Origin of the sequence: Paenibacillus sp. GM2, from assembly GCF_900069005.2 — a bacterium.
In the GTDB taxonomy this organism is placed as follows: domain Bacteria; phylum Bacillota; class Bacilli; order Paenibacillales; family Paenibacillaceae; genus Fontibacillus.
Window position 1 is genome coordinate 2039658 of the sequence record NZ_LN831279.1, and the last position, 13407, is coordinate 2053064.

The following is a 13407-nucleotide window of genomic DNA, read 5'->3' on the forward strand; positions in this document are numbered from 1 at the left end:
CTTTCAATAGATGATCACTCTACTTAACAATTAGCATTGAGAGCTTGATATACTCATAAAAGCTGTAAAAATTAACTTTTATTATTATAACTCCCTTTAGCTAATCGTTAAAAGGGCCTATGTGATCAAGTCGTTGCTCAGGAAGAAATACTCCACTCGCCGGTCTGATGCTGACGCCGCCACAGACGGGCATACAGACCGTTCAAGGACAACAGTTCTTCATGCCGGCCTGTCTCCACAATCTGCCCCTGATCCAATACAGCAATCTGATCGGCATGACGTACCGTCTTGAGGCGATGCGCAATCACGATAACGGTTCTTCCTTGCACAAGCTGGTCAATCGCCTTCTGAATCTCCGCTTCATTCTCAGGGTCCAGCGAAGCTGTCGCCTCATCAAGAAGCACGACGGGAGCGTCTTTCAGAATCGCCCTGGCGATGGAAATCCGCTGCTTCTCTCCGCCCGACAGCGTGCTGCCTCCTTCGCCGACCGGCGTGTCATAGCCTTCGGGAAGTTTCATAATGAACTCATGACAGCAGGCGAGCCGTGCGGCGGATTCGATCTCTTCCCGGGTTGCATCGCCTTTCCCGAAGCGGATGTTGTTAGCAATCGTGTCCTGGAACAGATACACATCCTGAAACACCATGGAAACCTTCTGCAGCAGCGCCTCCGGATCCATCGCATGAATCGCTTCGCCGCCCATGGTCACTGTCCCTTGATCCGGATCATAGAAGCGGGCGATAAGGCGGAGCATGGTGCTCTTTCCGCTGCCTGAAGGCCCGACCAAAGCAGTAAAGGAGCCTGTCGGCATCCGGAGACTTACCTTTTGCAGAACAGGCTGCTCCAGATAGCCGAAGGTAACCTCGCTGAACTCGATATCATGTCCTGCTGCGGGCTGTCTGTCGCCTTGCATCACAGGTTCCTGCAGCAGCCGGACGATGCGCTCTCCGGCTTGCTCATGATAACGGAACTCCGCATAACCAACCAGCGCAATCGTCAGCGGCTCGAAGATCCGGGTTCCGATGATCAGAAAGGCCACGAAGGTCATCAAATCAAGGCTGCCGCCGAGCAGCAAATGAACGCCTACAATAACCATAAAGGTTAAGCCGGCCCGAATACAGGCAATCGCCATCAATACAATCGGCCCCAACAAGCCTTCAAGCCGGATGCTCTGCCGCATTAATTCTTTGAATGAGCGTTCCAGGCGGGCAAAGCGCTCCCCGCCCAAATTATAGGCCTTAATGACGCGAATGCCGTTCAGGTACTCCTGAAAACGGTTGGCCGCATCGATCTTGGCCCGCATATGCTGGGCCCCCAGCCTGCGTTGCAGGCCGGTGGTCAATAGCAGCAGCAAAATAGCGACCGGAAGCGCAGCGAACAACGATAGGGCCATGCGCCAATCGAGCACCGATAGCCCTGCGAGAGCAAGAAGCGGCATGACAATCGCCCCCAGCATCTGCGGGACCAGATGTGAGATGCCGTGCTCCAGCAGCGTGAAATCGCCCATCATCATATTGGCCAGGTCCCCCGGATCCCGCTTGTTCAGAAAGCCCAGCGACAGCTTGCGCAAATGCTCGGCCAGACGGGCCCGGCCGTCAGCGGCGGCGCTGTAAGCAATGCGATACTGAGCGCGATAGGCAGGAACCTCACTGATATATAAAAGTATCAACGACAAGGCCATCCCCCCGCATACCCACCACAAACGTGTCATATCGAGAGCAGTCCCCGGTGTGATAAATGATTGAAAGATGATCCTGATTGCCTCCACCAGCAGCACAAAAGGAACTATGCTAATCAAATTGGCCAGCGTTGTATACAATACCGGTCTGATTAGGGCGCGGGGATTACCCGAGGTAATATTGCGCAGCATGTTCATGTTCATCCACCCCCTCCTTCTGGCCGATGCTCCAATTCTCAGTCTGCCGGTAGGAAGCCCACATTCGGGCATAGATTCCTCCAGCCGAGATCAATTTCTCATGCCTTCCCCGTTCGGCGATGCGTCCGCTCTCCATCACGAGAATCTGCTCCGCATCCTTAATTGTGGACAGACGATGCGCGATCACGATGACCGTCTTCTTCTGCATCAGCTCCTTCAGGGCCAGCTGCATCTCATATTCATTCTCGGGATCAGTAAATGCAGTGGCCTCGTCCAGCACAAGCACAGGGGCATTCTTGAGGATCGCCCTGGCAACGGCCAGCCGCTGTTCCTCCCCGCCGGACAGGTATACGCCTCCTTCGCCGATCAGTGTGTCATAGCCCTGCGGAAGCTGTTCTATAAAGGCGTGACACTGCGCCGCCCTCGCAGCTGCATGCACCTCCTCCGGCGATGCGTCAGGCCGACCGACGGCAATATTGTTATACACCGTATCATAGAACAGAAATGAATCCTGAAATACGAAAGCAACGGTATTCATCAGATCAGCGGTGGCCATATCCCGGACATCCACATGGCCGATGCGAATCGCTCCGGACTTCACATCCCAGAACCGGGGCACCAGGTTTGCCACCGTCGATTTGCCCGCTCCGGACGGGCCCACAAGCGCCGTAACCTCCCCTTGTCTGGCGGTAAACGAAATATCCGATAAGGCCTCCATGCTTCCGGCCCCCGCATCGTAAGCGAAGGAGACGCGATCGAAGCTGATATCATAGGACTCCGGCTGCTGCGGATGTATCGGTTCCGTTACAGGCTGCTCCTCGAGAATCCGGTCAATGCGTTCCACCCCTTCGCGGATATCTCTCAGCGTTGAGGTCAAAGACATGATCTTGAACATCGGAGAAGAGATGCCCGGGGCCATGATCAGGAAGAACAGCAGCACGGAAGCGAAAGCAACGTTTCCCGGATCGCGGCTTAGCAGATACACGCCTACCGGCAGAACGAACGCGGCGAAGGAGCCGAGAATCACCTTGAATACCAGATATCCGGTCTGGAATTGGTCGGTATATTTCAAACAAAAATCACGATATCGAATCATATCTTCATAAAATTGACGGAAGGATTGCACCGTTTGCCCGAATACCTTAATGGCCGGCATTCCTCTTACATACTGAACAGCAGAAGCGTTCATCCGTTCCAGTGAATCGTGATACTTCCGCACATTCTCCTGCGTCTTAGAGCCGGACATCAGCAAACCCTGGACAATCAGCGCAAGAACGATAGGTACAATGCAGGCGATAGCCAGCCATACGTTGAGCAGGAACATGACCACAATCATGAATAGAGTGGTGACCGCGACATGAACAAGATCGGGAAGCTGGTGGGCAATAAAGGTCTCTACCTTCTCTACATTTTGCTCCATCGTCTTCTTTACCGCGCCCGTTGACGTCCCATTCAACCAGCCTAGCGGCAGCCTGCCGATGTGGGCCGACAATCTCACCCTCAATCCATATAAAATTCGAAAAGCGGCCACATGCGAAACCATCCCTCCGGCATACATCATGACCAGGCTTCCCAGCAGACCGCAGAGGGCGATAATTCCCCAACGGACCATCATCGCTCCATCGGCCATGGACGGCTCGGCAGCATGCTCCAGCAGCTCCTTCAGAATGAAATATACAGCGGCATAGGGCACCAGCATACAGACGGCGCTTATCGAAGACAGCAAACCGGAGAGTATTAACAAACCTCGTCTTTCTCCGGCGATTTCAAACAATCGGGACATGCCTTTTTTGTGAGTCAATTAAATCCCTCCTTCACAAAACGCTTATTGTGAGCCTTTCAGGATATCCTCGACAAGCTGGTTCATCAGCGATTTCTTGCCCAGGGCAAAGAAGGCTTCATTGTAATTCTGGCGGCTTGTCATACGATATACCTTGCCTGCCTGAACGGCCTTCAGGCTGTTCCAGATACTGCTCTTCTCCAGAACGTTAACCGAGCTATCGGCCATCAAAATCAGATGATCAGGATTCAGCGTGGACAGCCCCTCAAGGCTAGTCACTTTGCCGCCCCACGCATCAGGCTCAGGCAAGCCCGGCGCCGGGGGAAGCCGGAGATCGTTATAGATCATGTCGGCGATGCCGGTGCGGGAATAAATTCGAATCTCCTTCTGCGTCGCCTCAATGATCGCAAAGTTCTCTGTCCCGGTTTTCGCCTGAATTCTCTCCCTGTCCTTGACGGCTTGAGCTTCGTATTCCGCCATCCATTGCTCCATCACCTCATGCTTATCCAGCACTGCGGAGACAAAAGCAAAACGGTCCCGAAAAGCATTAAAACCATAAGGAACCCGAACGGTTGGAGCGATTCTCGACAGTTGATCATAGATTTTCTCCTGCGTTGGCCCAGCCAGAATCAAGTCGGGCTCGGCTGCCATCACGGCCTCTACATCCACTTCTGTCTGGAACCAGCCGCCGATGAGCGTGTTTGGATCCAGCTTCTCTTTAAGAAGCGGCGTTGCTTCAGCGGGATTTCCCATATCGGTATTCCCGGTTAATATAGGCTGGAAGCCAAGCACCAGCAATTCTTCCGTAGAGCCGGAAATATCAGCGATTCGTCTGGGTTCAGCGGGAATGGTGACCTCTCCCTTGGCGTCCTGAACTGTTCGTGTAGGCGACTGCGATGAATTCCCTCCAGTCACCGCAGCCCTCTCGCTCGGAACTGTACCGGCCTGTCCCTTGTCAGACCTGCCGCAACCGGCGACCAGCAGCAACATAAAAATCAATAAACCAAACGTACTAATACGTGCCACTCTCTGCACTTTCATCTCTGAACTACCCCCTTATTGATCATTTCCCTTCCTATTTTCAGCTTGCCCGCTTCATTTTGAAGACTTATTGCGATAGGTCAGACGGAACACGAACCGTCTTTCTTCTTAATGAGAAGAGCCCGGTTACACAAATCAACAGCACACAAAATGAATACGGAGCGGCTATATTTGCCGTATATAATGCGGTTCCTGTCACAGGTCCGAGGAAGGAGCCCCCTCCCTGCAAAGCGGCGATATAAGAAGCGACACTCCGCTGTTCCTCATCCCGTACGGCCAGCGACGCTCCTGCACTATAGCCCAACAATGTAAAGCCAATCCCGATTCCGAGAAGCAGGAAATCAACATAGGCATATTGGATGAAGGCGACAAGCCCCAGTAGACCGAGTACAACAAACAGCAATCCAATCCGCAATACATGATCCGATTTCCACTTCAGCTTGCTGATTACGATCTGCGAGAGTACGACCATGACTCCTGACAGAGCCAATCCCAGCCCGATCAATTGTGTGGCCTGGCGGGCATCATAACCAAGATTGTCCTGGACATAGAAACCGATGGTCACTTGAACAATATTCAAGGCAAAAGAGAGCATCAGACCAACCCATAGATACAGGCGAATTCTTCCATCCAGCGGCGAGAGCGAAGAAGTCTTGGCGCTGCGGATCGCCTTCTGCTGCGGTTCATCTTCGATCAGCAACCCCAGCAGAATCATCATCAGGGCAAGCAGTATAGCTACAGCGTACATCGGGGCGGTCAGTCCAATCGCCGCCATGCCGCCGCTCATCGCCGGGCCTAATACGAACCCGAGTCCGTTCGCGGCTCCAAATAAAGCCATCCCCTTCGTCCGCGTCTCTTGTGTTGTCCAGCCCATCACATAAGCTTGCGCCTTGGCCGGGATACCGCCGAAGAAGAAGCCTGCGACCGCGCGCAGCAGGAAGAAAACCCAGAATAAACCCGCTGAACCCTGCCCATGAGCCGCTGCATAATCCGCAAGGAGAGCAAATACGACCAGCGTGATCAAATAGACAAACATAATGGACGCCAGCATCTTTTTCCGGCTCATGAAGGTTTGTTTCTCCCAGAAGTAGCCTCCGAGCAGCCAGCAAAGACCGGCTACCGACACCAGACAGCCCGACTGAAACTCGCTAAGGCCCAAATTCCGGGATAGCGGGCCGATAATCGGATTGAAGGCAGCGATCGATATCATGCCGCATAATACAATAAGAAACATTACAGTGAATCTGTATTTCATATCTTTCACTCCCATCTATCGCTGTTTCGAACCTCATTTGTCAATGCAAATGATTTTCATTATCACTTGTTCATATTACCTTGGATGAAAGCTCCCTCTCCACCACTGGACGGAATATTTATACGGTTCAAGGGAATGGGCAAGATAACAAAAAAACTGCTCCAAAGAGCAGTTCATTTGTGCAATATTTTTTTACATTTGAGCATTAAGGGCCTGAGATTGAAGAACGTCGCGTCAGACTTCCCGGGGTTACCCCATACTTATCCCGAAATGCTTGCGCAAAATAGCTTGGATTAGAATATCCGACGGCAAGCGTGGTCTCATAAACATTCATATTGCCTTCCTGAAGCAGAAGCAGCGCCTTCTCCAGCCTCTTCTCCCGCAAATATCCGAAGACCGTTGTGCCATACATCTCTTTAAAGCCAACCTTCAATTTATAATCATTTAAGCCGATCATCCGCGATAGTTCCATGAGTGTAGGCGGGTCCGCCATCCATTCCAGAATGATTTCCCGCGCCCTTTTTATTTTGTCTATATCGCTATTCGATAAATTCGATGTGTTACGTTCAATCAGCAGCGACTGAAACGAGGAGGACAGCAATTCCAGCACACTACACTCCAACTCCAGATTACTGGTGCTTTTTTGCTGTAATGTCTGCATCAGACGCCTTATAGCCATGGAAGAGGCCGGATCAACTTTCTCCTGGAAGACGCGGTAATTCCGTTGACCCAGCAGCGTATTGAAATCAACCGGCCTGCTGTGGTCAGCCCCCTCTAAGAAATGATGAAAAGTAGAAACCGGAATCCCGATTCCGAGCATTTGATAAGGCCGTTCTTCCTCGAACTCGAACCGTACCTTTGTCTCGCGAATAAGCTGCAAGCTGATCATGCCCGGAGCAAAATGATACTCCTCCCCATCCACACTAAACTGCCGAGTGCCCTGTGAACAATAGTGAAGCTCGATCATCGGCATGCCGGTTTCAAGCGAGATATCAAGTTCACGTTGAAAGGTCATCTCAGAGACGACAATATTCATATCCTGGCGAGGCACATAACGCTGAACCTGCCCCGTCCCCATGAACGAGCTCAGCTTCATCGGTTCAGAGCGGTCGGTATATTGCCGCTGTAGTCCCAGGCCATCAAAGAATAAATTGAAGTTGAGATGAAAATCGGTATTCTTCATAAACTTTTCACCTCTTTTAAATGAGAACGATTATCATATCCATAAATTCTATTACGGAAAATATGAATAAGCAACCCTTTTATCCTTAGCCTGGGTGGTCCTGACCACTTCCTGAACCATTTCTTCACCGCAGCGATATAGAATCTCTAGGGCTACAGAAACTTCCTCATATAGATACATCTATCGCACACCCGGGTAACTAATTCTTGATTATGGGAAATAAACAGCACCGCCATTTCCGTATTCCGCTTTAACAACTCAATGATTCGCAATTCATTAATCATATCCAGGCTTGCGGTGGCTTCATCACATATCATTAGCTTGGGCTGAACCAATAAAGCCAGGGCAATGCATATTCTTTGATATTGGCCGCCACTTATTTCCCGGGGCCGTTGATCCAATAGGTCCAAGGACAGACTACAGGATTCTAACATCTGCCCTATCTTTGCCAGGCCCTCCTTCTTATTAGCCAGTTGGAATAATCGTAATGGTTCAAGCAGTAATTCGCTTATTTTCTTCGTTGGATCCAGCGCATTGCGGGTATACTGCGTCACTAATTGAACCTCTTGTACCCATTCTTTCCTACTGAAGTGATCCTTGCTTCGATTACCCAAGTAAATGTAGCCTTCTGCACCGTCTTCTAAGCCCATAATAGTTTTGGCCAAGGTGGATTTCCCGGAGCCATTATCACCAATAACCCCTACCCATTCTCCTTTGTTAATAACCAGATTGAGATTTCGAAAAATAACTTGATGCCGGTAAGCCTTGGTCAACTGGGAAACTTGCAAAATATGAGTATCACCGTTCAAATATCTCTATCAGCTCCTGAGTATATTTTTCTTGAGGGTTCGTTAAGACTTGCCTGGTTGTGCCTGCCTCAATCAGCCTTCCCTCTTTTACAATGCCTACATGGGTTCCGTATTCCCTCACCATATTCAAATTATGGGTAATCAATACGATCGTCAGGCCCCTTTCCCGGTAAATATTCCACAGCAAGGTCATCATATTTTGCTGGCTTTCCGCATCCAGGGCACTGGTCGGTTCATCAGCAATAATAATTTCAGGCTGCGAAATCAAGGCCATCGCAATCGCGATCTTTTGACACATCCCGCCGCTTAGCTGAAAAGGCCGCTTGTTCAATATTTCCCCCATATTGGAGAAGCCCACTGATGCAAGGATTTGCATCATCTGCTGCTCTCTTCTTCGCTTCTCTTTAATACCTTTTGATTTTAATAAATGGTGAAACTGAGCACCGACTTTACTGTTTGCTTGCATGCTCCCGATCGGGTTTTGTAAAATAATTTCCATTTTATCTTGCTTTGCGGATATTGTGCCGCTCACCTCGAAACCTTTGGGCAGCCAACCAAGCATCAAGCGGCTAAGCAAAGTTTTCCCGCCCCCGCTTTCGCCAATTAAGCAAAAGAAATCCCCTTCATATACATGTAAGTTGATCGAGGACAGCAGCTGCTGTTCCTTCCACTGTACTGAACATTCTTCTAACTTAATCATGAGTTGGCCCCCACTTTTTACTTATTTGCCGGCTGGCCAATTGCGTAATCAGCATAATTGCACTTAGCGCAAGTCCCGGAAAAATAAATAGCCGCGGTGTGATAAAGAAATAGGCTTTGCCGTCGTATAGAATGGTTCCGAGTTCTGGTGTAGGCGGTTGAACGCCAATGCCCAAAAAAGATAATCCGGAAATACTTAAAATAACCTTGCCTAGATCCGTCATAAATAAAGAGAGCAATTCTGGCAGCACGTTGGGGAAAATATGGTGAACTAATGTATGCATGCGAAAGGAGCCTCGCAGCGGTGCCAAAATAATGTACTCTTCTTTGCGGATATTTAAGACTAGATTGCGAATATATCGGATGTATTTGCCGGACCAGCTAATCACTAACGCAAACATGACAGTCATCATGGAGTTGGTAAATAAACCTGTAAACACCAGCGCTAACAGGATGGACGGAATACTAATCATAATATCTGCCACGATCATAAGACCTGCATCTGCTATACCGCCCAGCAGTCCAGCAATTCCGCCTATAATAAGGCTGAGCAGCACCACGCCACATAAAGAAATACAAGCAACTACAATAGAATTGAGACTCCCGTAAATGACCCGACTGAACAAATCTCTTCCCAAGTAATCTGTGCCAAAACAGTGCTCCCAGCTGATCCCTTGTAAAGAATTTGCTTTATCAATGGTATAAGGACTTTGAAGCTGCATAACAACCAGCAAGCAAATGATACTGCAAGCCAAAGCAAGTATTGCCTTCCTTCTCATCACTTCCCCCTCTGAGGATGAATCTGTATTCTGCTGTCCATTTTTTCTATAAGCAAATCCATCAAATAATTTAATAAGAAGGTTGCGCACGCGACGATCAGGGTTATTCCCTGAATGACCGGATAGTCCCTTGCCGAAATGGCGTCCATCAGCAATTTTCCCAGCCCCGAAATGCTGAAAATAATCTCGATCAGGATCGTGCCTCCAAACAAATGCGTCAAGCTATTCCCGTACAAGGTAATCAACGGGACAAACACTTCTTTTAGCTGGTAATAGAAACGGTAATACCACTTTATTCCCCTGAACTTGGCCACAACCTGTCGTTCACTATGGGCCACCGTTCCTACCAGATCCCCTACCATTTTCGCTAAATAACTGCCTTCTGACAGACAAATGACAATGACGGGCAACATGAAATGCTTGCTAGTACTGCTTCCTATGAAGGGGAACCACTTTAGCTGCACCCCAAAAATAAAAATAGCTAATAAGGCGAGCCAATAAATCGGGAAGGAAAGCACAATAGATAATATTGGCTTCAGTCCCTGAGCGAAAGAGAAATTTCCTATCATACTCCCCAGGCCAAGGGAAAAAGCAACATAGAGAATAAAGGAGCTGCCCATTAACTGCAGAGTTACCGCTAGTTTGTCCACAATAGCTGACAGTACTGGAGCATTCGTCATAAATGAGCGTCCAAAATCGCCTTGCATCATATTAAAAAGCCAGCGGATATATTGCTGCCAAAATCCTCCGTTAATTCCCAAGCCTGCTCTAGTCTCCTCAATTACTTGCTGTGACGCAGCTTGCACTCCCAGCCTTCTAAGCAGCCCTAACGCCGGATCACCGGTTGAGAGATAGAGCAGCCCGTACAATAAAAAGGAAAATAAAAGCAAGCTCATTAGAAGACGCAGAGTTTTTCGGAGCAAAAACGCTTTATTCATCTTATTCCACCATTAACGCTTTAAAGTCGATTGGCGCATCCGATAAGCCGGAATATTGAAATTGGGCAATTTTACGAGACGTTACAAACTGCTCATTTTTATATTCGATAGGTATAGCCAATGCCTCTTCGGATATCCGTTTGAAAATGGCATCAAAGATGGTTTGCTGCTGCCCCGCATCTGCGGTTTGTCCAAAATCATCCAATAGCTGCGTGAGCTTGGAATCATTGGTCAGCACACCATGAGCCTCGTTTGTGTTATGGTATAAGGAATTTAAAAAGCTGTATGGCAGCAATGCATCTGTATAAGTACGGTAAAAGATTAAATCGTATTTTTTGGTATTCCACAATACATCGTAATAGCTTTCACGGTCCTGGATGCTAATATTGATTTTTACACCTGCTTTTTTCAGATCGCTTTCGATCAGCTCCGCTTTTTCTTTCCATTCAGGGAATTCCGCGGTTTGGATCACCAGGTCAAATACTAGCCCGCCGTTTTCATTTTCATAATATCCGTCTTTGTTCTCTGTATAGCCTTCTGATTCCAAGAGACGGCGGGCTTTATTCACATCATAGACTGATGCCTCTTGATTGCCGTCCGTCACATACTGAACATTAGGCTGGAATAACCCCGTCAGCTCCTTATTGGATAAGGCTGCTTTATTAATAGCCAGTTCGATGGCCTTTCGGACGGGACTGTTTAATAGCTTATTATCCGGATTGAAGGCCAAGAAGTGAGACATCGTACCCGGAAATTCATGGACCTGATAGCTCTGATCTGATTTTAGGACATCAATATCCATATCCGTAATATTGCTTAATGTCCCACCTACAATATCAATCTCACCGCTTTTGAGCGCCAAAGTTCTCGAGCTGCCGTCCTCAATCATTTGAAAGGTTACTTGGTAACTCACAGGATTCCCCTGATTAAAGTAGGGGTTGGGTTCCAAAACGGTATGCTCTGCCGTGCTGTCCTTCACGATAAATGGCCCTGACCCAATGGCCTGTTTAAACTCCCCTGTAATGTCCTGACCTGCAACCGAATGGGGACTCATAACCCTTAAGGGCCGTGTCTGGCACAATTCAGCTAACACTTGATTAGACACTTCAGAGAAATACATCTCAACCGTTAACTCATCCACGGCCTCGATTTTTTCCAGATTCATCAAGGTCTGTAACGTGGTTGATGGATTCTTATATTTTGCCCGCTCTATCGTAAATCGGACTGCTTCAGCATTGACATCGCTACCATCTGAAAACTTCATTCCCTTTTTTAAATGAAACACATATTTTTTGCCGCCCTCCAGGATTTCCCACGACTCTGCCAACCCCGGTTTAAATATTCCTTTTTCCCCATATTCTACCAACGGCTCATAAACGGCGCCATACAAAGCCATTGCCGAATCGTAAGACGTAGCATCCAATAAATCCGCCTTGCCTTCACTGGTAATCGCAATATTAATCCCAGGAACTTCCTGGCTCTGCTGGTTTGAAGCATTGGATTCATGGGATGCGCAACCCGGAGTATAGAGCATGACGAGTCCCAACAATATACCTGTAATTCGTTTTTTCATTTGCCTCTACCCACTTTTTTCGCTTTAATCAAGTAAGAATTTTCACAAGCCATAATATAGTCATCCACAGATAAATAAAATTCTTTATACTGTGTCACCTCGTAAAACGGTTTAGTATGCTCCTTTCGCAATTCAACAGAAAATCCGTGTTCAACCAGCTGATCGACTACTTCTGTCAGCGTCTTGTTTTGCATCTTTGTCGCGCCAAATTTATCGATTTTTTCCTTCATATAATGTAAGCTTGGATTTTTCGATTGATCTGCAAAAGAGGCGTAATAAACCCCGTTTTCTTCAAGTACATTGCTGATCGTGCTAAAGTGCTCATCCAAATTTTCAATTAAGTATAAAACCGAGGTGCTCACAACGGTGTGGAATTTTCTGTTTAATGAATTGGCATCTCCGGTATGAAAATATTCAATCGGGTAAGCGCCGACGCGTTCTTTCGCCACCTCAATCGCTTTTCTTGCCATATCCATACCACAAGCGTGGTCAAACGTGATGCAATCATATAAGGCTCGCAAGAACCCTCCCTGATTGCAGCCGAAATCCAATACTTTGCGATGCTCGATATCCTCGGAATCGATAAGTTCAATTACTTGTTGCCATCCCGTTTGATGGCTTTCTTCCATCTCCTGATCACCATTATCGCCTTCCTGCCACCAAATATCATATTCTTGTACCATGGTATCCCTCCAATATCTCTTTGTAATTGAGAATGATTCTCGTTATCAACGATAACATAGAATTTTTGTGCTTTCAACCAAATTTGACCTATAAAAATGAATTTATAACAAAAAAAGCTAGATCGGCTGTTTAATTCCGTCTAGCTCAAATAAAAGCCGGCGAAGACCGGCGCTCCATTCTTCATCGTCTCCACGAAGCCTGTTACAAGTCATAAGCATGAACCAATATTATCGACTTCACAGATGATCACCGGGGCTCCACAGCGCTGAATTCGGACTCCAGCAGCGAATATTGGAGAGAATCATGCCATTTTCCCCTATGCCACAAATGCTCTCGCAAATGTCCCTCATACTTCATCCCGTTCTTCTGCATGACCTTGGCGGAGCCGGGGTTATCCGGCCGACATGTCGCATAAATCCTGTGAAGGCCCAGTTGTTGGAACCCAAAACGAAGCATCGCGCCCGCAGCTTCCGTTGCATATCCCTGGCCCCAGTACGGATGGTTGAAGCAATACCCCATCTCCCCTTGTCTGGACCCGCTGATGTGAAGACCGCAGCCTCCGATAAGCTCTCCCGTTCCCCCAAGCACTACAGCAAACTCAAAATCCTGACGAACCATTTGCCGCTGCTGTCCAATGACCATTTCCATATATTCCTTGGTCTCTTCCTCCGTATTTGGCCCCCAGATCATATGTCTCGTCACCAATGGGTTCGAAGCATATTTGTGAACATCTGCTATATCCTCCAGCTTAAATTCCCTAATGATCAACCGTTTTGTTACAAATTGCATCCA

12 protein-coding genes are annotated in these 13407 nt (G+C 48.2%); all 12 read right to left on the reverse strand.

Annotation, left to right across the window (positions count from 1 at the left end):
- Positions 1–137 precede the first annotated feature (137 nt).
- Positions 138–1874 carry an ABC transporter ATP-binding protein gene (locus BN1360_RS18915; protein ID WP_068781516.1) on the reverse strand — a complete coding sequence of 579 codons (1737 nt, stop codon included), beginning with the start codon at positions 1872–1874 and terminating at the stop codon, positions 138–140.
- Entirely contained in the window at positions 1843–3675 is a 1833-nt protein-coding gene (locus tag BN1360_RS18920; protein ID WP_068781378.1) for an ABC transporter ATP-binding protein, read from the reverse strand. The genes BN1360_RS18915 and BN1360_RS18920 overlap by 32 nt, the downstream gene beginning before the upstream one ends.
- A 24-nt stretch (positions 3676–3699) precedes the next feature.
- Positions 3700–4695: an ABC transporter substrate-binding protein gene (locus BN1360_RS18925; protein ID WP_068781379.1), complete on the reverse strand. Its 996-nt coding sequence runs from the start codon at positions 4693–4695 to the stop codon at positions 3700–3702.
- A 67-nt stretch (positions 4696–4762) separates the two neighbouring features.
- Complete coding sequence (locus tag BN1360_RS18930) at positions 4763–5950, reverse strand: MFS transporter (protein WP_068781380.1); 1188 nt, start codon at positions 5948–5950, stop codon at positions 4763–4765.
- A gap of 205 nt (positions 5951–6155) precedes the next feature.
- On the reverse strand, positions 6156–7133 hold the full coding sequence (locus BN1360_RS18935) for an AraC family transcriptional regulator (RefSeq protein WP_068781381.1): 978 nt from the start codon (positions 7131–7133) through the stop codon (positions 6156–6158).
- Between the two features lie 152 nt (positions 7134–7285).
- Entirely contained in the window at positions 7286–7942 is a 657-nt protein-coding gene (locus BN1360_RS18940) for an ABC transporter ATP-binding protein (RefSeq protein ID WP_068781382.1), read from the reverse strand.
- Positions 7932–8642, reverse strand: coding sequence for an ATP-binding cassette domain-containing protein (locus BN1360_RS18945; RefSeq protein ID WP_068781383.1), 711 nt, complete (start codon positions 8640–8642; stop codon positions 7932–7934). The genes BN1360_RS18940 and BN1360_RS18945 overlap by 11 nt, the downstream gene beginning before the upstream one ends.
- Entirely contained in the window at positions 8635–9420 is a 786-nt protein-coding gene (locus BN1360_RS18950) for an ABC transporter permease (RefSeq protein ID WP_068781384.1), read from the reverse strand. Before BN1360_RS18950 ends, BN1360_RS18945 begins: the two co-directional genes overlap by 8 nt.
- Positions 9420–10358 carry an ABC transporter permease gene (locus tag BN1360_RS18955; RefSeq protein WP_068781385.1) on the reverse strand — a complete coding sequence of 313 codons (939 nt, stop codon included), beginning with the start codon at positions 10356–10358 and terminating at the stop codon, positions 9420–9422. The genes BN1360_RS18950 and BN1360_RS18955 overlap by 1 nt, the downstream gene beginning before the upstream one ends.
- A 1-nt stretch (position 10359) precedes the next feature.
- Entirely contained in the window at positions 10360–11931 is a 1572-nt protein-coding gene (locus tag BN1360_RS18960) for an ABC transporter substrate-binding protein (RefSeq protein ID WP_068781386.1), read from the reverse strand.
- Positions 11928–12614, reverse strand: coding sequence for a class I SAM-dependent methyltransferase (locus BN1360_RS18965; protein WP_068781387.1), 687 nt, complete (start codon positions 12612–12614; stop codon positions 11928–11930). The genes BN1360_RS18960 and BN1360_RS18965 overlap by 4 nt, the downstream gene beginning before the upstream one ends.
- 247 nt (positions 12615–12861) lie before the next feature.
- Positions 12862–13404 carry a GNAT family N-acetyltransferase gene (locus BN1360_RS18970; protein WP_068781388.1) on the reverse strand — a complete coding sequence of 181 codons (543 nt, stop codon included), beginning with the start codon at positions 13402–13404 and terminating at the stop codon, positions 12862–12864.
- Positions 13405–13407 lie beyond the last annotated feature (3 nt).